The sequence below is a fragment of the Gammaproteobacteria bacterium genome (assembly GCA_013817245.1).
In the GTDB taxonomy this organism is placed as follows: Bacteria; Pseudomonadota; Gammaproteobacteria; order HTCC5015; family HTCC5015; genus JACDDA01.
Map to the genome: position 1 here is coordinate 1 of JACDDA010000006.1, position 21,507 is coordinate 21,507.

The 21,507-nt window shown below is 43.6% G+C and carries 20 protein-coding genes; 12 read left to right on the forward strand and 8 right to left on the reverse strand.

Going from position 1 to position 21,507, the window contains the following annotated elements; translation table 11 throughout:
- The 3 genes from H0W44_08275 to guaB form a co-directional block, all read right to left on the reverse strand.
- Positions 1 to 1,916, reverse strand: a 1,916-nt coding sequence (locus H0W44_08275) for an acyltransferase (GenBank protein MBA3582427.1), incomplete at its 3' end; no start/stop codon positions are given.
- Positions 1,917 to 2,031: 115 nt separating this feature from the next.
- Positions 2,032 to 3,609 carry a glutamine-hydrolyzing GMP synthase gene (gene guaA, locus H0W44_08280; protein ID MBA3582428.1) on the reverse strand — a complete coding sequence of 526 codons (1,578 nt, stop codon included), beginning with the start codon at positions 3,607 to 3,609 and terminating at the stop codon, positions 2,032 to 2,034.
- Between the two features lie 31 nt (positions 3,610 to 3,640).
- On the reverse strand, positions 3,641 to 5,107 hold the full coding sequence (guaB, locus tag H0W44_08285; GenBank protein MBA3582429.1) for an IMP dehydrogenase: 1,467 nt from the start codon (positions 5,105 to 5,107) through the stop codon (positions 3,641 to 3,643).
- 136 nt (positions 5,108 to 5,243) lie between these two features.
- Here guaB and H0W44_08290 point away from each other — a divergent pair, with 136 nt between their 5' ends.
- From H0W44_08290 to H0W44_08330, 9 genes are all read left to right on the forward strand, one after another.
- Positions 5,244 to 6,614 carry an exodeoxyribonuclease VII large subunit gene (locus H0W44_08290; protein ID MBA3582430.1) on the forward strand — a complete coding sequence of 457 codons (1,371 nt, stop codon included), beginning with the start codon at positions 5,244 to 5,246 and terminating at the stop codon, positions 6,612 to 6,614.
- 142 nt (positions 6,615 to 6,756) lie between these two features.
- The gene (gene dksA, locus H0W44_08295) at positions 6,757 to 7,524 is read left to right on the forward strand and encodes an RNA polymerase-binding protein DksA (protein MBA3582431.1); all 768 of its coding nucleotides are present in this window, start codon (positions 6,757 to 6,759) and stop codon (positions 7,522 to 7,524) included.
- An 87-nt stretch (positions 7,525 to 7,611) separates the two neighbouring features.
- Positions 7,612 to 8,490, forward strand: a complete 879-nt coding sequence (gene gluQRS, locus H0W44_08300) for a tRNA glutamyl-Q(34) synthetase GluQRS (protein ID MBA3582432.1) — start codon at positions 7,612 to 7,614, stop codon at positions 8,488 to 8,490.
- Positions 8,491 to 8,631: 141 nt separating this feature from the next.
- The gene (locus tag H0W44_08305; GenBank protein ID MBA3582433.1) at positions 8,632 to 9,258 is read left to right on the forward strand and encodes a DUF4136 domain-containing protein; all 627 of its coding nucleotides are present in this window, start codon (positions 8,632 to 8,634) and stop codon (positions 9,256 to 9,258) included.
- 10 nt (positions 9,259 to 9,268) lie between these two features.
- Positions 9,269 to 10,321 carry a 23S rRNA (cytidine(2498)-2'-O)-methyltransferase RlmM gene (rlmM, locus tag H0W44_08310; protein ID MBA3582434.1) on the forward strand — a complete coding sequence of 351 codons (1,053 nt, stop codon included), beginning with the start codon at positions 9,269 to 9,271 and terminating at the stop codon, positions 10,319 to 10,321.
- 14 nt (positions 10,322 to 10,335) lie between these two features.
- Positions 10,336 to 12,315, forward strand: a complete 1,980-nt coding sequence (gene acs, locus H0W44_08315; GenBank protein MBA3582435.1) for an acetate--CoA ligase — start codon at positions 10,336 to 10,338, stop codon at positions 12,313 to 12,315.
- Positions 12,316 to 12,321: 6 nt separating this feature from the next.
- Positions 12,322 to 13,284 (forward strand): hydrolase, encoded by a 963-nt coding sequence (locus tag H0W44_08320; GenBank protein MBA3582436.1) that lies wholly within the window; start codon positions 12,322 to 12,324, stop codon positions 13,282 to 13,284.
- 102 nt (positions 13,285 to 13,386) lie between these two features.
- Complete coding sequence (locus H0W44_08325; GenBank protein MBA3582437.1) at positions 13,387 to 13,632, forward strand: hypothetical protein; 246 nt, start codon at positions 13,387 to 13,389, stop codon at positions 13,630 to 13,632.
- Between the two features lie 79 nt (positions 13,633 to 13,711).
- On the forward strand, positions 13,712 to 14,440 hold the full coding sequence (locus H0W44_08330) for a rhomboid family intramembrane serine protease (GenBank protein ID MBA3582438.1): 729 nt from the start codon (positions 13,712 to 13,714) through the stop codon (positions 14,438 to 14,440).
- Positions 14,441 to 14,455: 15 nt separating this feature from the next.
- Here H0W44_08330 and H0W44_08335 read toward each other — a convergent pair whose 3' ends face one another.
- Both H0W44_08335 and H0W44_08340 read right to left on the reverse strand, forming a co-directional pair.
- Positions 14,456 to 14,695 (reverse strand): flagellar biosynthesis protein FlgE, encoded by a 240-nt coding sequence (locus H0W44_08335; GenBank protein ID MBA3582439.1) that lies wholly within the window; start codon positions 14,693 to 14,695, stop codon positions 14,456 to 14,458.
- Positions 14,696 to 14,798: 103 nt separating this feature from the next.
- Entirely contained in the window at positions 14,799 to 15,737 is a 939-nt protein-coding gene (locus H0W44_08340; protein MBA3582440.1) for a rhodanese-related sulfurtransferase, read from the reverse strand.
- A 74-nt stretch (positions 15,738 to 15,811) separates the two neighbouring features.
- On the opposite strand from H0W44_08340, the gene sbcB reads away from it, so the two are divergent.
- Positions 15,812 to 17,278: an exodeoxyribonuclease I gene (gene sbcB / locus H0W44_08345; GenBank protein MBA3582441.1), complete on the forward strand. Its 1,467-nt coding sequence runs from the start codon at positions 15,812 to 15,814 to the stop codon at positions 17,276 to 17,278.
- A 9-nt stretch (positions 17,279 to 17,287) separates the two neighbouring features.
- Here the strand turns inward: sbcB and H0W44_08350 are convergent, their stop codons facing one another.
- Positions 17,288 to 17,782, reverse strand: a complete 495-nt coding sequence (locus H0W44_08350) for a response regulator (protein ID MBA3582442.1) — start codon at positions 17,780 to 17,782, stop codon at positions 17,288 to 17,290.
- Positions 17,739 to 18,929 carry a hypothetical protein gene (locus tag H0W44_08355; protein ID MBA3582443.1) on the reverse strand — a complete coding sequence of 397 codons (1,191 nt, stop codon included), beginning with the start codon at positions 18,927 to 18,929 and terminating at the stop codon, positions 17,739 to 17,741. Before H0W44_08355 ends, H0W44_08350 begins: the two co-directional genes overlap by 44 nt.
- Positions 18,930 to 18,985: 56 nt before the next feature.
- On the opposite strand from H0W44_08355, the gene H0W44_08360 reads away from it, so the two are divergent.
- Complete coding sequence (locus H0W44_08360; GenBank protein MBA3582444.1) at positions 18,986 to 19,567, forward strand: ATP-dependent zinc protease; 582 nt, start codon at positions 18,986 to 18,988, stop codon at positions 19,565 to 19,567.
- 230 nt (positions 19,568 to 19,797) lie between these two features.
- On the opposite strand, the gene H0W44_08365 is transcribed toward H0W44_08360, so the two are convergent.
- Positions 19,798 to 20,118 carry a hypothetical protein gene (locus H0W44_08365; protein ID MBA3582445.1) on the reverse strand — a complete coding sequence of 107 codons (321 nt, stop codon included), beginning with the start codon at positions 20,116 to 20,118 and terminating at the stop codon, positions 19,798 to 19,800.
- A 482-nt stretch (positions 20,119 to 20,600) separates the two neighbouring features.
- Between H0W44_08365 and rimK the strand changes: the two genes are divergently transcribed.
- Positions 20,601 to 21,506, forward strand: a complete 906-nt coding sequence (gene rimK, locus H0W44_08370) for a 30S ribosomal protein S6--L-glutamate ligase (GenBank protein MBA3582446.1) — start codon at positions 20,601 to 20,603, stop codon at positions 21,504 to 21,506.
- Position 21,507: the final 1 nt, after the last annotated feature.

A 21,507-nucleotide genomic window follows, 5' to 3' on the forward strand; every position in this document is an offset into this window, starting at 1 on the left:
TTTAGCTTTTCCCAGAAAAGTCTTGCGCCAAGTTCGGTCCAGTGATTTTGATCAAAATACATAAAATCTCCATCAACATAAAACTGACAGCCATCCAAACAAAAAACTTCATTCACATCAACATAAATAACATCTAAATCTTGCGACAAAAGCTTAAGGTGCTTTACATCAACAGACCTTATCAATTTGATATTATCAAGAAAAGAATTCATGCCAACAAAAGACTTATATTCTTTCGTTATAACATTAATTGACACCCAGTCTGAGCCTAAAATAGGCTTAGGGCCGAAAAAAATAATTTTAATATTTGGATTTACAGCTTTAATTTCTGCTAAATTTTTTCTATAGTTTTGAAGCTCGTTTAGCGATGCCAAATCCTTCATCCAATATGACGAGTATACAAGAATATCGGCGTTCTTTAAGTCCCGCGAAATCATTAGCTTATCAAATGCATTTTTGCAATATTTGGCGCTTTCTGAGTGCTCGCTCTTTGCAACATTAAAAGCCGTGCAACGAGGATCGGTTTGATAAATTTTCACACCAATCCTATTGTCATTTCGTATAGATTTATATATATCGAACCCCTGACTATCTCCATAAACTAGAACTTTAATTGAAGCATCTTCAAAATTCTTTTCCAAGCTTCCTGCCCAATACTTAGCGCGCTCGACCTTAATAGCTTGCTCATCCATAACAATATTGGATTTATTTGGCTCGTACCTAAAAGCCAAGCCTCCTTTATTATATGTATAATAACCAAGACATCCTAAAACAATCATTAACATCAAGAGCAAAACTATCTTGGTTTTATTGTTCTTATTTAAACGCATAGGCATTTCAATAAACCTATATGTCAACCAAGCCAAAACTATGGATAAAATTACCGTGCTAATACGAAGCGCCCGGCTAGGAGTCTCCCCCTCCACAATCCTAACAAAAGACAGTAATGGCCAATGCCATAAATACAAGGGGAAACTTATTAGCCCAAACCAAACCATCAATCGATTGGATAACACCGTACTATTAAACCAAGCTTGGGGCCCTGCAAAAATAATAAATACCGCCCCCAGCACAGGTATAACAGCCCAAGCGCCAGGAAAATTTAAATTTTTATTGATGAAAAAAAATCCGCAAAAAAGCAAAAACACACCAAGAAAAGAAAATGAATTAGAAAGAATTTTTTTATAGAACCCTTCTTTCTCAGATGCAATAGAGGAAAACAGCTCGTTCATTTCAACCGAACTAAAACTAACTTTTTTATAAATATTAAACCACGCCAATAAACTACCGCATAACAATTCCCAAAACCGAGTCTGCGGAAAATAAAAAGTCGCTATACTATTCTCATTCACACCCTGAAGATTAAGATAAAATGATAGGCACGCAAAAATTATTGAGGTAATTAAAAGGCTAAATTTACTTTTCCATGCAATCCACAACAACAAGGGCCATACAATATAAAACTGCTCTTCAATTGCCAAGCTCCACAAATGCAATAGTGGTTTCGTTTCAGCAGAGTTATCAAAATAATTAGCTTCATTCCACAAGACAACATTAGAAACAAAACTCGCGCCAGCAGCAACATGCTTGCCTAGCTGTTTATATTCTTCAGCAATTAATATAAACCACCCAATAGCATAACTTGCAATTAATATCATTATAAGAGAAGGAAAAATACGCTTGATGCGTCGCGTATAAAACTCTAGGAAACTGAACATTCCCTTGTCTAAATTTTCGAAAATAATTGTTGAAATTAGATATCCCGATATAACAAAAAAAATATCAACGCCTGTAAAACCGCCCTTAACCCAATCAGGAAAAGCGTGGAAAGCAACAACTGAAAGAATCGCGACTGCCCTTAAACCATCTATATCAGAACGATATTTTGGAGAGCTGTAAGTCAAAGAATACGACATTAAAAAACCAACCTAAAATTTATGGATTTAAACATTACACCCTCTCTTTTTTCTTAAACAAAATCTAATTCATCATACAAAACCAATAATTATTAATAAAAACAATTTTCCACTTTTACTCCCACTCAATCGTCGCGGGTGGTTTGCCCGATATGTCATACACCACACGTGAAATGCCATCGACTTCATTGATGATACGACGCGAGGCTTCATCTAATAATTCATACGGCAGATGCGCCCAATGTGCTGTCATGAAATCTACAGTTTGTACTGCACGTAAACTGACGACGTAATCATATTTGCGGCCATCGCCCATGACGCCGACTGATTTTACGGGCAAAAATACAGTGAAGGCTTGTGAGACTTTTTCGTACCAGCCGGTTTCGCGCAGGATGCTGATAAAAATATCATCCGCTTTGCGCAATACATCGGCGTATTCTTTTTTTACTTCGCCCAAGATGCGCACGCCGAGACCAGGCCCGGGGAATGGGTGGCGATAGACCATTTCATAAGGTAAGCCAAGTTCTAAACCCACTTTGCGTACTTCGTCTTTAAATAATTCGCGTAACGGTTCGATGAGTTTTAATTTCATATCAGCAGGCAGGCCGCCGACGTTATGATGCGATTTGATGACGTGCGCTTTGCCAGTTTTTGAACCAGCAGATTCGATCACGTCTGGATAAATAGTGCCTTGTGCTAACCACTGGGCATTTTGTATTTTGCGCGATTCTTCTTCAAAAATTCTGATAAACAATGTGCCGATGACTTTGCGTTTTGCTTCAGGATCGCTAACACCTTTTAAGCCATCTAAGAAACGTTGTTCTGCGTCGACGCGAATAACGCGGATGCCCATGTGTTTAGCAAACGTGGCCATCACTTGATCGCCTTCGTTTAAACGCAATAAGCCATTATCAACAAATACACAGGTGAGTTGGTCGCCAATGGCTTTGTGTAATAAGGCCGCGACCACAGATGAATCTACGCCACCGGATAAACCCAGTATCACGGGATCTTTGCCGACTTGTGCGCGCACGCTTTCGATATTCGCATCAATAATATTACTGGCGGTCCATTGCGCGGAACAAAAACAAATTTCGCGCACGAAGCGTTCGATGATGCGTTGACCTTGCAAGGTGTGCGTAACTTCAGGATGAAATTGTAAACCGTAAAAACCACGGCCTTCATCGGCCATGCCGGCAATCGGTGCGCTGCTGGTGCTCGCAATAATTTTAAAATTTTCGGGGAGCTTGGTGACTTTGTCACCGTGACTCATCCACACATCTAAGGTTGCGCTGCCATCTGCGTGCGTTTTATCTTCGATGCTGTGCAACAAGCGTGAGTGTTCATTAATTTTTACTTCGGCATATCCAAATTCGCGTTGACCTGACGCTGATACTTGACCGCCTAATTGTGCGGCCATGGTTTGCATGCCGTAACAAATACCTAACACGGGCACGCCTAATTCAAACACGATATTTGGTGCGCGAAATTCTGCGTTTAAATTAACGGATTCGGGGCCACCCGATAAAATAATGCCGTTAGGTTTAAAGGCTTTGATAGCATCGCTGCTGCAATCAAACGCATAAATTTCTGAATACACGCCAACTTCGCGCACACGCCGTGCGATAAGCTGGGTGTATTGCGAACCGAAATCCAGAATGAGAATTTTCTGGGCATGAATATCACGACTCATTTTATTTTTTTATCCAGCAACAGCGCAGTGATTAAGATTCCACACGATAGTTTGGCGCTTCTTTAACAATCGCCACATCGTGCACATGTGATTCACGCATACCCGCCGAGGTGATTTTTACAAACTTCGGTTTGTTACGCATTTCTTCAATGTTTGCACAACCCACATAACCCATGCTGGAACGCAAGCCACCGAGTAATTGATGCACAATTGATTTTAATGGGCCTTTATACGCGACGCGGCCTTCAATACCTTCGGGCACTAATTTATCTAATTCGGTTTGGCCTTCTTGAAAATAACGATCGCTAGAACCTTGTTGCATTGCACCTAAAGAACCCATGCCGCGATACGATTTATAAGAACGGCCTTGGAATAATTCAATTTCACCGGGTGCTTCTTCGGTGCCCGCAAACATGGAACCTAACATGATGGTGTTTGCACCTGCTGCAATCGCTTTGGCAATATCACCTGAAAAACGAATGCCGCCATCAGAGATTAAAGGTACGCCGCTGCCTTTTAACGCTTTCGCAACATGTTGAATGGCAGAAATTTGTGGCACGCCTACGCCCGCAACAATACGGGTAGTGCAAATAGAACCGGGACCAATGCCGACTTTCACTGCATCTGCGCCGTACTTCACTAAATCTAATGCTGCTTCTGCGGTGGCGATGTTGCCGCCAATCACTTGTACATTCGGATAATGTTTTTTCACCCACTGCACACGTTCTAATACGCCAGTGGAATGACCATGTGCGGTATCAACAACAATCACGTCAACACCCGCATTCACTAATGCTTCAACACGTTCTTCAGTACCAACACCCACACCCACTGCTGCGCCCACCAATAAGCGACCATAACTATCTTTCGCAGCGTTGGGATAATCTTCGGCTTTTTGAATATCTTTAACGGTGATCATGCCGCGTAATGCAAACGCTTCTGTGACTACGAGAATTTTTTCGATGCGGTGTTGATGCAACAAAGCGATGATTTCCGTTTGCGGTGCGCCTTCACGCACCGTGATCAAACGATCTTTTTTAGTCATCACACTGCTGACAGGTGCATCGAGTTTGGATTCAAAACGTAAATCGCGATTAGTGACAATGCCTTCGAGCTGGCCATTACGCGCCACCGGTACGCCAGAAATACCATGCTCGCGAGTAATCGCTAAGACTTCACGAATGGTGGTTTCGGGAGTCACAGTAATGGGATCTTTGATCACGCCGCTTTCATATTTTTTAGTGCGCAACACTTCGGCAGCTTGTTTTTCTACCGACATGTTTTTATGAATAACCCCAATACCACCTTCACTCGCTAAGGCAATCGCCAAGCGTGCTTCAGTAACCGTATCCATGGCAGCGGATATCAAAGGAATGTTGAGGCGAATATCGCGCGTTAATTGACAGCGTAAGTCGACTTCTTTAGGTAACACATCGGAACGCGCGGGTTGTAATAATACGTCATCGAACGTGAGTGCTTCTTCCAAGCCTTGCGTCATATTGATCAGCCTCAGTGGGTGATGGCGCGGAAAGTAAGCGCGCGATTATATCGGTTGGCCTAGTGACTTGGCCAGCGCATATACTAGCGCCTGCGAATTTATCCTGACGCGGTCACAGCTGGAAAACCACACTCTCATGAACGAAATATCCTCCAACACATTTGGCAACGCCCCACGCGACACCGTTTATAGCGTTTCCGAGCTAAATCAAGCGGTGAATCAGCTGTTGACCCAGGCTTTGCCGCTGGTGTGGGTGGAAGGTGAAATTTCCAATTTGGCGCGGCCTGGCTCCGGTCATTGGTATTTTTCGCTAAAAGACGCCGACGCGCAGGTCAAAGCGGCGATGTTTCGCAACCGCAATATGTATTGCCGCCATGTGCCGGAAAATGGCCAACGCGTGCGAATTCGGGCGCGCGTAGGTTTGTATGAACCGCGCGGGGAATATCAGCTGGTGGCCGAACACATGGAAACCGCTGGCGAAGGCGATTTGCAACACGCCTTTGAACGCTTAAAACAACAACTGGCGACCGAAGGTTTATTCAACCCCGATAACAAACTGGAAATTCCCGTTAGCCCGCGTTGCGTGGGAGTTATCACCTCGCCCACCGGCGCGGCCATTCGTGACGTATTAAGCGTCTTAAAACGCCGCTGTCCGTTGCTGGAAGTCATCATCTATCCGGTGGTTGTGCAAGGCGCAGAAGCGCCAGGCAGTATCGCCCGCGCCTTAACTATTGCCGCCTCTCGCGATGAATGCGAGGTTTTATTATTAGTCCGCGGCGGTGGCTCATTAGAAGACTTGCAGGCGTTTAACACCGAAGTAGTCGCCCGCACCCTCGCCGCCTGCCCGATTCCGGTGGTAAGTGGCGTGGGGCATGAAACCGATTTTACGATTGCGGATTTTGTGGCGGATTTACGCGCTGCCACGCCCTCAGCTGCTGCTGAATTGGTGAGCCCGAATAGCGCGGTATGGTTACGGGATTTACGCAATCTGCGTTTACGCTTAGCCGAGGCCTTAGATACGCAACTATATGATCAGCAACGGGAATTGCAGTATTTGCAACGTCGTTTAGGCGTGCAACATCCCGAACAACGCTTAGCTCGACATCAACAACGCATGGATGATCTACAGCAACGACTCCAACGGGTACGCCTGCAAATCATGCAACGCGCACAGCTGCAGGTACAGCATTTACACAATCGCCTGCAACAACAAGCGCCCGCCAACCGTTTACAACAACATCGCTTGCGACTCGCTAACAGTTATGAACGTTTACAATTTCGCATACGTCACTATTTACAGCAGCAACAGCAACAACTCGCTTTGTTAAATCGCAGTTTAAACAGCATCAGTCCTTTAAAAACACTGGAACGAGGTTATGCGATTGTGACGGATCCGTTACAAAATCGTACGGTGCAAGACGCACAACAAACGCATGCACAACAACAGCTGCGCATTCGTTTAGCCCGTGGTGAACTGCAAGTGCGTGTGGAAAAAAACAGCGATTAAATACAAGACCGCGTCTAGCCCACGCATAGCACACTAGTTAATTATGCGAAACGACCGCGCCAAGACCACTAGGCTATTGAACCCAACCGATGATTGCGCTCTAATAGCCACCCTTTTTTGCAAATCTGGACAGGGTTAGGACATGGCAGCCAAAAAGAAACCGGTGAAAAAAACCACCGCCAAAACGACCCCCGTGAAAAAAACTGCGGTTACTAAAAAAGTGGCAGCGCCTAAAGCGGCCGCCAAACCTGTGAGCAAAAAAACGCCCGCTAAAATTACAGCCAAGCCCACTGCGAAAACGGCAAAACCCGTCGCTAAGCCGGTGGCACAAAAAGTCGCGCCTATTAAAATAGCGCCCACTCCCATTGCAACCCAAAAGAAACCTAGCGTGAGCAAAGACACTATCGCGACCACCAAAACTGTTGAAAAGAAACCATCTGCTACTAGTTCCGTTAAGCGCAAAACCGGCGCACGTGCGAATGGCTCTAACGATGTTTCACAATTAATCGACTTCACTCCTTATGAAATCAAAAAGGGTGAAGACTATATGAACAAAACTCAGTACGAACATTTCCGTCAAATTTTATTGAATTGGCAACGTAGCTTAATGGAAGAAGTAGATCGCACAGTGGGTCACATGAAAGATGACGCGATGAATTTTCCGGATCCCAATGATCGCGCTACTCAAGAAGAAGAATTTAGTTTGGAATTACGCGCACGTGATCGTGAACGTAAATTAATTAAAAAAATTGAAGAGTCTATAACCGCCATCAATAGTGAAGAATATGGTTATTGCAACGCCTGCGGCATCGAAATCGGTATACGTCGTTTGGAAGCACGACCAACCGCAAGCATGTGTATTGATTGCAAAACGTTAGACGAAATGAAAGAAAAACAAACACGCGCTTAAATCTTAAACCTGCATCATGCGTTTTAAAGCGCATGATGCATCTTAGTTCTTTCCCTGCTGCATTTAACTCATTCCTCGGCGCAACGTATGTACATCGGACGTTTTGCTCCTACTCCCAGCGGCCCTCTTCATTTTGGTTCTTTGATTACCGCCGTAGCGAGTTATTTAGACGCTAAAGCACAAGGCGGACAATGGTTAGTGCGGATCGAAGATATAGACACGCCACGGGTTATGCGCGGCGCGGCCGATGATATTTTACGCACCTTAGAAAGGTTTGGTTTGCACTGGGATGGAACCGTCATTTATCAAAGCCAACGACTAGATGTTTATCGTAATGCATTAAATCAATTAGCCGCACACAGCTATCCCTGTAGTTGTTCACGTCAAGAGTTACATGACCATTGTAAAATGGGACGTTATGGCCCTATTTACTCGGGCACATGTCGCACCCAAGCCCAACATCCAGCCCGCGAAATGGCGATACGTTTGCGCACGCACAATACCGCTATTTATTGTAGCGATGCAATTCAAGACGCTTATGCGCAATGTTTAGAAAGTGAGATCGGTGATTTTAATTTATTGCGCCGCGATGGTTATTACAGTTATCACTTAGCCGTGGTCGTTGATGATGCCGCGCAACATATTAGTCATGTTGTACGCGGTTATGATTTATTAGATTCAACTCCACGACAAATTTATTTACAGCAATGTTTAGGCTATAACACACCACACTACGCACATGTGCCGATTGCACTCGATGAGCAAGGTCAAAAATTGAGCAAACAAAATCATGCGGCGGCACTTAACAATAAACATATTTTGCAACAATTATTAGCTGCGTTGGTTTTTTTAGGCCAACCTACAATAGAATTTAATACACCCAAAAGCATCTTAGAAAATGCTATTAAATCTTGGCGCATAGCGACTGTGCCGCAACGCACACAAATGATGCCTATTAAATACTAATTCAAATAATTGACTTGCGCCTAGCGTCTACGCAACAGATAATAGATCTATAGTTGGCTTGTAATTTTTTACCGTTATTTGCAGCAGTATTTTTTGCGATTATTATTTAAATAACATTTGATCAACAAGGATATTGTCCTCATGAAACCCATACGCCTAATGCATCGTTTATTATCGCCTTTATTAAAATTCGCATTAATATTCGGCAGCTTATTGTTTTTAAATGCCTGCACACACGCATTAAAGCCAGTTGTGTTATATGACGACAACATTGCCTTTGATCAATATAAAAGTTTTGCATGGGCTTCAGATAAGCCTTATAGCGTGGCTACCGACTCTACCACTACCATGAGCCCGATGTTGCTCAAAAAAATTCAAAATAGTATCGAAGAAAAATTAATAGCGAAGGGTTATGCCAAAACTAACACGGAAGCCAATCCTGCCATAATAGTGTCGTTTACTGTGGGCTCACGCGATAAAATTCAGATCGATACTTATCCTAACGGGTTTTTTTATGGCGCACGTAGTTCTCGTAATCGTAGCGGTAGCGGTTATGGTTTTTGGGGGAATAATATTGTAGATGCTTACAGTTATCGCGAAGGTACTTTAACCATTGATATATTTGACGCGCAAAGCAAAGAACCTATTTGGAGCGGTGCTGTTTCAAAAAAATTATATGGCGATGTGCAAAACAGAGCTGATGCAATTATTAACGATGTAGTGAATACTATTTTAACGCCATTTCCACCTCAACCTAAAACCAAATAAGTTAACTCCCTTGAATCATCATTTATTTCTACACTGCCGCGCAGGCTTCGAAAAAGAATGCGCGGCAGAAATCACTGAACTTGCTGCGGGTCATAATATTAATGGTTACGCCAAAACCAGTGACAACCAAGCCTATGTATTATTCATCATCAATAGTGCAGCTGATGGCATCACGCTATTAGAAAAATTACCTTTCACTAAAGTATGTTTTACGCGTCAATGGTTTGTAGGCTTGCATCAAGCCACTGAATTATTAGTCACAGATCGCGTCAGCAGCATCTTAGCGATTGCAGAACAATTGCCCGCCGTTAATGAAGTGTTTGTAGAAACGTTTGACACGAATGATGGCAAAGAATTATCCACACTCGCTCGCAAACTCAACGGTCCTATTTTAGGTGCATTGCAAAAAACCGCTAACTGGCAAAGCAATGCGCTGTATCGTTTACACGTAGTGCTTATTAATGGCACCAGCGCTTGGATAGGTGTGAGTTTGCGCGACAATAGCAGTGAATGGCCGATGGGCATTCCGCGTTTACGTTTAGCTCATGCCGCGCCTAGTCGATCCGCCTTAAAACTTGAAGAAGCCTGGCATTTATTTATACCGGATAAAGAACGCACACGCCGTTTGAGTGCAAAACATCGTGCTGTTGATTTAGGTGCTGCGCCAGGCGGTTGGTCATGGCAATTAACGCAACTGGGCATGCATGTGATCGCGGTTGATAACGGCCCTTTGCAAGCCGCGTTATTAGAAAGCGGTAAAGTTATTCATATACGTCACGATGCATTTCGTTTTCAACCCGAAAAACCTGTGCATTGGTTAGTCTGCGACATGGTTGAACAACCTAATCGCGTGGCAGAGTTGATGGCACAATGGTTTGTTAATCAATGGTGTCAAGAAGCTATCTTTAATTTAAAATTACCGATGAAAAAACGTTACCTTGCATTGCAAGATGCACTCGAACGAATTCATCGCATTACTCGGACGGCGCGTTTACGTTTAGAGATAAATTACAAACAGCTGTATCACGATCGTGAAGAAGTCACCGTCTACGCCCGTTATTAACACAAGGGAACAATATGGCTGATCATCTAGATTCTGTTTTAATAGAAAATCGACGTTTCCCGCCCGCAAAAAACTTTAGTCAACACGCAACTTTAAAAAATACTGATGTTGCCGCATTGAAACAGCAAGCTGAAACTGATTTTATTGGTTTTTGGGATCAACTTGCTACTCGTCATTTAGATTGGCAAACACCCTACACCCGCGTTTTAGATGATAGTCGTGCGCCATTTTATGAATGGTTTACAGGTGGCAAAATCAATGTCAGCGCCAATTGTTTGGATCGTCATTTAAAAACACGCGGCGATAAAACCGCGATTATTTTTGAAGGTGAGCCTGGCGATATACGCAAACTCACTTATCGCGAACTACATCGTGAAGTCAGTCAATTTGCGAATGTTTTAATCTCATTAGGCATACAGCTGGGCGATCGCGTTGTCATTTATATGCCGATGGTGCCAGAAGCTGTTATTGCTATGCAGGCTTGTGCGCGTATTGGCGCGATTCATTCAGTAGTATTCGGCGGATTTTCTGCCGAGTCACTTAAAGATCGTATTGAAAATGCCGGCGCAAAATTATTAATTACGGCTGATGGCGGCCATCGCGGCGGCAAAATTATTCCTTTAAAAGAAACGACGGACAAAGCGTTAGCCGCGGGCTGCGCGACTATTGAAAATGTCGTGGTATTGCAACGTACGCATAACAACGTTTCCATGCACGCGCAGCGTGATCACCAACATCATCATTGGTGGCATACATTGATGCAATCCGCTGCAACGGAATGCGCACCCGTGTGGGTTGATAGTGAGCATCCCTTATTTTTACTTTACACCTCAGGTTCAACCGGCAAACCTAAAGGCATTCAACACAGTAGCGCCGGTTATTTACTGTGGTCTTTATTAACTAATCTATGGGTATTTGATTTAAAAGATACCGATATTTTTTGGTGTACTGCCGATGTCGGCTGGATTACGGGTCATAGTTATGTCACGTATGGTCCACTGGCAGCGGGTGCAACGATTGTTATGTATGAAGGTGCACCCACTATTCCAGATGCCGGTCGTTTTTGGAAAATTTGCCAAGATCATCACGTGAGTATTTTTTATACTGCGCCCACCGCCTTGCGTGCATTAATGAAATTGGGTGATGACATTCCTGCGCAATATGATTTATCAAAGTTACGTTTACTCGGCAGTGTCGGTGAACCGATTAATCCGGAAGCATGGATGTGGTATCACAACATCATTGGTCATGAGCGTTGTCCGATTGTAGATACATGGTGGCAAACAGAAACCGGCGCACATATGTTAGCGCCTGTCCCGGGTGTGACGACTACTAAGCCTGGTTCTTGCACACAAGCATTGCCCGGTATTTTTGCAGCTGTAGTCGATGATCACGGTGAAAGAATTACTCACGCAAATCAAGGTGGTTATCTTGTTATCACTAAACCATGGCCGGGCATGTTGCGAAATATATGGGGCGACTCACAACGTTATATCGATACCTATTGGAATAAATTTTCGCAACAATATTATGTTGCGGGTGATAGCGCGCGTTGTGATGCTGATGGCGATTTTTGGATCATGGGACGGATTGATGATGTGGTGAATGTATCCGGTCATCGCTTAGGCACGATGGAAATAGAATCTGCATTAGTTGCACATGCAGAAATTTCCGAAGCCGCCGTGGTGAGTTTCCCACACGATATTAAAGGCGAAGCCATTTTTGCTTTTGTTGTTCCGCGTAACGGTAGACCAAAAGGTGCTGCACGTTTGGCATTAGAAAAAGATTTGCAACAATGGGTTACTGAACAAATTGGTGCGCTGGCTAAACCCGAGGTTATTCGTTTTGCGGATAATTTACCCAAAACTCGTTCTGGGAAAATCATGCGGCGTTTACTCCGCACCATTGCACGCGACGAGCCCATTACCCAAGATATATCAACATTAGAAAACCCCGCTATTCTTGAACAATTAACCACGATTGACCACGATTAAATAGGTATGTCAGTTTTTTTTAAAGCACCCTGGTGGCTAACCAACGGTCACGCACAAACATTATGGGCTAGCAAAATTCGCGCACGCCCTGTCCTCAGCACTCATCGCGAACGCTGGGAATTAAATGATGGCGATTTTTTAGATTTAGATTTTACTGATGTCGCCAATGCCACTGCAGACACACCCGTCGTATTAGTTTTGCATGGCCTGGCAGGTTCGATTGATTCAAAATATGCCAGCAGCATTTTACAAACTTTACAACAACACGGTTATCGCGGTGTATTGATGCATTTTCGCAGTTGCTCCGGTGAAGCGAATCGCTTACCGCGCAGTTATCATTCCGGCGAGACTACCGATCCACGTTATGTGATTCAACAATTACAACACCGTTTTCCACAAGCACCATTAGCCGCGATTGGTTATTCTTTAGGCGGGAATGTTTTGCTGAAATTATTAGGCGAACAGGCAGTGAGTGGTTTGCAAACTGCTATTGCAATTTCGGTACCCTTTGAATTAGCTAGTTGCGCTAATCGTTTGAATCGTGGATTTTCAAAATTTTATCGTGATTATTTATTACGCGGCATGAAAAAAAGTTTGCGGCTCAAATTAAAAACCGTGGCTTTACCCATTGATCATAAAGCTGCGTTGCGTTGTCGAGATTTTTGGGAATTTGATAATTTAGTCACCGCACCTTTGCATGGTTTTCGTGACGTGCATGATTATTATGCACAATCGAGTTCACGTGCTTATATCCCCAATATTCAAACGCCTACTTTAATTTTGCATGCGCTGGACGATCCTTTCATGACTCACGATTGCATCCCCACCGCAGCGGAATTACCCGCCTGCGTACAACTAGAATTAAGCGACCACGGCGGTCATGTGGGTTTTCGTCAACATCAGGGTTATTGGTTAGAAACGCGCATCTTGCACCATCTGCAAAATACTTTACCTTTATCCATAGCTTGATTATTCAACAAATAAAATCTTTATTACGCTCAACTTTTCGCGCCGACGACCGCTAATTACTGTGCAGGTTCTACCGATCGTCAAATGCACAAGGAATGTGACATGCGCACCAAAAAAACACAAAGGAACGACCACGGGCATGTGACGGAAAGCACTAAGGATAAACTGCTGCTACTCATGGAAAAGCGCCGCAAGCAGCAACGGCGTAAGGACGCGCTCCGTTACATGTGGACGATCGGTGGCCTGCTCACTATCACTATGCCGCTCGCACTACAATTATCAACCTTATTTCTTATGGCCTTGTTTACCGTGCTGACACTGGATGATGTGGTCATCAATAACGAATAATGTTTTAACGCTTACCGACTACACACAGAGCACAATGCTTAGTTTATAGTGCGCCATCCTTTGTTTTCGAAGACCGCTAATGATTCCGTTGCACGATGACAATCCCACACGACGCCGTCCCTGGATAACGTGGTTAATTATTATTAGTTGTATCGCCGCGTTTTTGTGGCAATTATCTGCTGCACAACATAGCCAAGCCATTATCATGGCGCTCGGCGTAAAACCTGCTCATGTGTTGCATGATTTTATGCATTCCACTTGGTTTCCCACCGAAAATTATTTTTTCCCAGCGTGGCTTACGCTGTTCACATCGCAATTTTTGCATGGCGGTTGGTTACATTTAATCGGCAATATGTGGTTTTTATTTATTTTCGGCAACAACATCGAAGATGCCATGGGACACGGCCGTTTCATTATTTTTTATTTACTCTGCGGTGCACTAGCCGCACTGACTCAAGTATGGTTTAACCCACAATCACTATTACCTATGATTGGTGCTAGCGGTGCCATCTCCGGCGTTTTGGGTGCTTATTTATTACTCTATCCACGCTCACAAGTATTAGTCGCTATTCCATTAGGTATTTTTATTCATACCACCCGCATAGCAGCGGGCTTAGTGTTGATGTTTTGGTTTGTATTTCAATTGATTAATTCTTGGTTAGAAGCCTGGTTGAGTACCGCGCCGCCTAATACTGAAGGGGGTGTTGCGTGGGCCGCTCACATTGGCGGGTTTGTGGCGGGCATGTTATTAATTCCGCTATTTAAACATCGCAAGGTACGATTTTTTAATCCTGCGCGTCGACGTTAAGCGCGCAACATGTCTTTAAGCAAAAATATCTAAGATAGAACCTATCGCATTATTTTCTGCTTGCACGGCTTTGGCGGACACCGCGACTTGTAATTCATGCATTTTCAAATCCACTAAATGCACTGCGCTATCGGCGGCACTACTTTGCTGATCGGTAGTACCCGTACGCGCTACCGCTTCGGCGGTATCACGTAAACCGCGCAGACCCTCACGGATCCCCTGTAAACCTGCATTTTGTAAACCACTGATTTCCACGTTCACTCCTAGTTCTCATGCTAGTCCGTTGCGACACTGAAAACGCTTATGAGTTACTTAGCGGCTCTATCTATAAAAACTTTAGACACTAATAGAAGAAATATTAATTAGATCTGCGTGTTTTATCGGGTTGTTGCGGTACACCCAGATGTGCGTCACCGCGCTGCTGCGCCAATTGCACTTGTCGATAACGTTCAGCGGCACTGGCTTTTTGTTCTTCTGTAAAAGTCGCATAACAATGTGGACAAGAAATACCCGGACGATAATGTACAGATTGTTTATCTTGTTCATCGATCGGATGACGGCACGCATGACACTGATCATAAGAACCCATTTCTAAATCATGACCCACTGCAACACGCTGATCAAACACAAAACATTCGCCTTGCCACAAACTTTCTGCGGCCGGAACGTCTTCCAAGTATTTTAAAATGCCGCCTTTAAGATGATAAACCTCTTTAAAACCTTGTTTTAGTAAATACGCCGTGGCTTTTTCACAACGAATTCCTCCGGTGCAGTACATGGCGACTTTAGTATGTTTATTAGGATCTAAATGCGTCGCAACGTATTCGGGAAATTCACGAAAATTAGTGGTTTCCGGATCTACTGCATTTTTAAATTGGCCGATGCTAATTTCATAACGATTGCGAGTATCAATTAATGTTACATCCGGCTGACTAATAAGCTGATTCCAATCCGCGGCTTCAACATACGCGCCCACCATTTCGCCAGGGCGAATATCTTCCACGCCCATCGTGACAATTTCGCGTTTAAGTTTAACTTTCATGCGATGAAAAGGCGGGATGTCGTGCAAAGACTCTTTAGGTTCTAAATCGACCAAACGTGCGTCATTACGCAAATACTTTAAAACCTGATCTATATCTTCGCGAAAGCCCGCAATCGTTCCATTGATACCTTCTTCTGCTAATAACAAAGTGCCTTTGATATTATGCTGCAGGCATATTTTCAAAATGGCTGCACGCAGCTCGACATAATCAGGTAATTGGACAAACTTATATAATGCGACAACAACAATTTTCATAGGCAGCAGGATAGGGTTAAAAGTAACTAGACCGTATAATGCAGCAATTATAACGCATACAGGATGATTTCGCCGTGTCCACTCCTCCCAGTTTTTATTGGCATGACTACGAAACATTTGGCATTTCACCGGCTCGCGATCAACCTGCGCAATTTGCTGGCGTGCGCACTGATTTAGATTTTAATATTATTGATGAACCTCATACCTGGTACTGTAAACCCACACCAGATCGCTTGCCGCAAGCAGAAGCGTGTCTTTTAACGGGCATTACACCGCAAATGGCCTTGGAAAAAGGTGTGGCAGAAAAGCGCTTCGCCGATCATATTCATGGCCAATTAAATCAACCAGGCACGTGCGCCTTGGGTTACAACAGCATTCGCTTTGACGATGAAGTCACACGTCATTTGTTTTATCGAAATTTTATTGATCCCTACGCACGCGAATGGCAACACGGTAATTCACGTTGGGATTTATTAGACATGGCGCGTATGTGTTACGCCTTACGTCCGGAAGGTATTGAATGGCCACAGCATCCCGATGGCGCACCCAGTTTTAAATTACAAGATTTAACTAACGCTAATAATATTAGTCACACCGCTGCGCATGATGCGCTTTCGGATGTCTATGCAACCATTGGCTTAGCGCGTTTAATTAAACAGCAACAACCGCGTTTATTTGATTATTTATTTCGCTTACGACAACGTCAAGAAGTCAGCAAAATTTTAAATCCACAACAAGCACAGATACTATTACATACCAGCGGGATGATTCCCGCACAATTTGCTTGCACGAGTTTATTTGTCCCGTTAGCCACGCACGCGCAAAATCGTAATGCGGTGATCGCTTATGATTTACGTTATGCGCCCGATGCATTATTAGAACTCGACATAGACGAAATTAAGCAGTGCGTATTTACTAAACAGAATGAATTACCAGAAAACATGGAACGTATTCATTTAAAACTTATCCATCTGAATAAAAGCCCCGCGCTGGCACCACTGACCACATGGAATGAAAGCAGCGCGACAAGAATTCAATTAACTATCGAAACTGCTGAAAAACATTTAAAAAGTTTATTGACGCGCCGAGATTTAGCTCAAATATTACCCTTAGTATTTGAAAATAATTTTTCAGATGACGAAAAATCTGACACGCCTGACCCAGAACTAATGTTATATCGCGGAGGGTTTTTCAGTAATGAAGATCGAGCCCGCATGCAAAAAATTCGCAGCCTTGCTCCCGAAAAGCTCGCTGGACTGACACCCGCATTTGAAGATGCGCGTTTATTCGAATTATTTTTCAGATATCGCGCGCGTAATTATCCAGATACTTTAAATACCGAAGAGCAACAACGGTGGCAACAATATTGCGCAGAAAAATTATTGGATAAAAAAAATGGCGATGGCCTATCAGCGCTAGAGGCTTACCAGAAAACCTTAGCTGAGTTACAGATTCAATATGACAAAGATTCACGCGCTCAAACTATTTTGAAGGCACTACAAACCTATCCACAACAACTAGGCATTAAAGGAATCGACTAATTTGATTCTTTAACATTTAGGTAAATTAGCAGCATCAAACCAAAAACGACAGGTTTTATCCAACATATCATAAAAATCCATCAGGCTAACGGGTTTACGAATGAAGGCATTTGCACCGGCCGAATAGCAATAATTAACATCTCGATCGTCCACTGACGTAGTTAATACAATCACCGGAATGCATTTTAAACGTTCATCTGTTTTAACCCGACGCAGAAATTCGCGGCCATCTGTACCAGGCATATTCAGATCAACAAATATCAACGCGGGTAATCGTTCATGCTCTACTGGATTACTCTTGCTGTGCCCTAATGACTCTAATGCTTTTTCACAGTCTAGGAAGGGCGATATTTCATTTTTTGCACCCACACGCCGAAATGCACGTACAAAGGCTTCATGATCTTCGACACTATCATCAACCACCATTACCGAACGAGCTTCAATTAATGCGCTCACGTTTTTAATTTCCTGCATGCGTGAAATAAAATGTGCTGCCTTTTCCATAAGTTGACTCCACCCAAATGTAACCACCGTGTTGCTCGATCATGCGTTTCACCATTGCCAGACCGATTCCACTCCCTTGTTGATCCACGTTGCTTGCCGATAAACGTTTGAACATTTCAAATATGACGGTTAAATGTTCTGACTTGATACCGATACCATTATCTTTAACATAAACAATTTTGCAAGTAGTTCTCACACCTGCCGGAATAATGCCGCTTTTCTTGATTAACTGCTCGACACTTAACAGCCCAATTTCAATACGTTTATCTAATTTATCATTATATTTAATCGCGTTACCTACCAGATTACGCAACACTTCAGCTAAATACACGGGATCCGTTTTTAACGTTACGTCTGTGCTGACTTTGCTAATGAGCTGCGTACCTTCTAATTCAATACACAGCAATGCTAACACTTCATCCAATACTGCTTTAACATTTACCTCTGCAAGCTCTGTCTTATTAGCAGATATGCGAGAATATTCTAGTAAAGAAGCAATCATCTCGTCTAATTTATGTGTCAGTTCCACTAATACAGTGAGCTTCTTTAATCCGGGCTCATCTAACTGTGAACCATAATCTTCCAACAAAATCTGCGCATACGTATTCATTCCACGTAATGGTCCTCGTAAATCATGCGAAGCTAAGTGCGCAAATCGCTCTAAATCAACGTTCACTCGTTGTAACGCTGCGGTTCTTTCTGAAATACGTTGTTCAAGCTCGTTATTAAGTTGCTGCAAGCTCGCTTGCGCATTTAATAGTTCGTTATTTTTTTGTTCGAGGGTGGCTTGGCTAGGTATGGCTAACAATTTCGGCATGAGCGGCCACAATATCAGCGCTGTAACAATCGACACACATGCGGTGATTGCTTTTAACCAACCTTCTAAATAATAATAGCCATGCCAAACATTAAGTACACCCACCAGATGCGTAGTACCACACGCAAAAATAAATACGGCGAACAATACAAACAAAAGATTAAAACGCAAATCAGTGCGTTTCTTAACTAAATAAATTAAAGCAACAGGAATGGTGTAATAAGCGAGAGCAATAAATATATCTGATAAGACATGCAGCCATAACAAGTCGGGGCGCCACAAGAAACAATGACCATGCGGCATAAAGTCATGATTGAGAAGATAATCCATACTCGCTAGCTCCCTCTAAAATATTATTATTGCGAAATCGTTTCATTCTCAATGGCATGGTATTTTTAACAGAGTTCCCCACTGTAATACAAGCCTTACTAAGTTCTTATAGTGGTATTTTTACGTTCTCATTCCTGTGCTGTAAGGTTATAGTCGATGTCATTCTTATTCACTGCGAAAATCCTCCATTGACTACAGACACTTTAATTTGTTTAGGTTGGCGCGAATGGGTTGCCCTGCCCGAACTCGGTATTACCCGTATCAAAGCAAAATTAGACAGTGGCGCGCGCACCTCCGCATTACACGCGTTTGAAATTACGCCTTTCGAGCAAAATAATGTGCGCAAAGTGCGTTTTCATTTGCAGCCCAATCCACGCAAAATAGACATTATTCAAACCTGCGAAGCATTAATTGTGGATCAACGCGAAGTCACTGATTCCGGTGGACATCGTGAACTACGCTGGGTCATACAAACGCCTATCGTCATCGGCAATCACAGCTATCCAATCGACATTACACTGACCAGCCGCGCGAGCATGCGGTTTCGTATGTTGCTGGGGCGGACGGCATTTAGTGGGCGTTATTTAATTGATGTATCTCGATCTTATATTGCAGGCAAACCACCGTTAGCGTTGTAGTTCACCTAACGCTAGACATAAAAAAACCCGCTACGCGGGCAGAGTTTATTGAGCTTTAACAGCGGTGGGTGTGATGACCAGGTTAAGCGCGGTTTGTTGACGACAGGCTTCATAAACTGCTTCATAGTCCTCCGCCTGCGCCAATAAACGGGGGCACAATAAAACCTCTCACCCTGCTGTTTTCATTACTATCTACTTTAGGCATTCCAGCCTATCAAGCAAAACAGGTATTAGTGCGTCTCAGTATTTTCCAAATCCTCAAACCCACTAAAATCTTCAAAATTCTCACCAATGTTAGCTTCCAAATTCTTTTGTTCTTTAAGTAATTCAATAAGACGACGACGATAACAAGCGTCTCCTTTTAAATGATCGATATTTTCTTTCAAGCCTTCCGTATTCAAACTGCGCTTCACGCCGCCGCCTTCTACACTAGCGACGCGTAAAACGGTTTCAAACACATTATCAAAGACTTTTTCTAAGGCTTGATTAGGAGGACGTACCTCAACTACCGCATCATCAAAAGTAGGTTCATCAATACTGTCGTTTATCATGGATCAAATTCTCTCCGTAAGCAGATGGGAACTGTTGCCCATAAAGGCGCTTTATATGCGACTCACGGGCCACTGTAAATCAAATTCTTTACAATCCGACGAACCTCGGCATTGCCGTGGATTACCCTGAAGTTCCGGGGCTCGCAAATAGTTCCATTACTGTCATATTCTTAATAAATCTCATAAAAACACCCGACAAATACTTAAGAATAAAGATAGCCCACTCTACGAACATAAGCAGTCTAGCCTGCGACCCAGACCCATTATTACACCGGCTTATTACAGTGGCGCCTGCCCTGCCGATATCCAGAAACTAAAATACGGGTATTACCAATGTCATATTTCTATCATGCAACACTTCTCAGAAAAACGACTTAGCATCAATTTTTACTGACTGCAGCCGCGCGGTTATACTAGCTCCGTATCAACACCCTCAGCTCAGTTGATATTTATTATCACCCGCTCACCTTGTCAGGATTTATATGCGTATCGCTATTCTCTCTCGTAACAGCCGCCTCTATTCGACGCGGCGTTTAGTTGAAGCAGCCCAACAACGAGGGCATGAAATTCGCGTTATTGATCATTTACGTTGTTTCATGGACATTACTTCCGATGATCCGACGATTCATTATAAAAATGAAGAGCTGCGTGATTATGACGCGGTGATTCCACGCATTGGTGCATCGGTTACTTTTTATGGTACGGCTGTAGTGCGTCAATTTGAAATGATGGGCGTTTATTGCGTTAATGAATCCGTGGCGATTACGCGCGCGCGCGACAAATTACGCTCTTTGCAATTACTCGCTCGCAAAGGCGTAGGCATTCCGGCTACCGCTTTTGCGCATTCACCCGATGATATCCCGGGTTTAATTCGTGAAGTCGGTGGCGCGCCCTTAGTCATTAAATTACTCGAAGGTACGCAAGGCATTGGTGTGGTATTAGCCGAAACACATAATGCTGCTGAAAGCGTGATTCAAGCATTTATGGGATTAGATGCCAATATTTTAGTCCAGGAATTTATTCACGAAGCCGATGGTGCGGATATTCGCTGTCTCGTCGTAGGCGGAAAAGTAATCGCTGCGATGCAACGTCAAGCTGCCGCCGGTGAGTTTCGTTCGAATTTACATCGCGGTGGCAGCGCGCAACTCGTTAAATTGACTGCGCAAGAACGCGCCGTCGCGGTAGAAGCTGCAAAAATTATGGGTTTGAATGTGTGTGGTGTCGATATGTTACGTTCATCACGTGGCCCCTTAATCATGGAAGTGAATTCATCGCCGGGCTTACGGGGCATTGAACAAGCGACCAATAAAGATATCGCCGGCATGATCATTGAATTTATTGAACAACATGCCAAACCAAATAACACGCGTACACGCGGCAAAGGCTAAG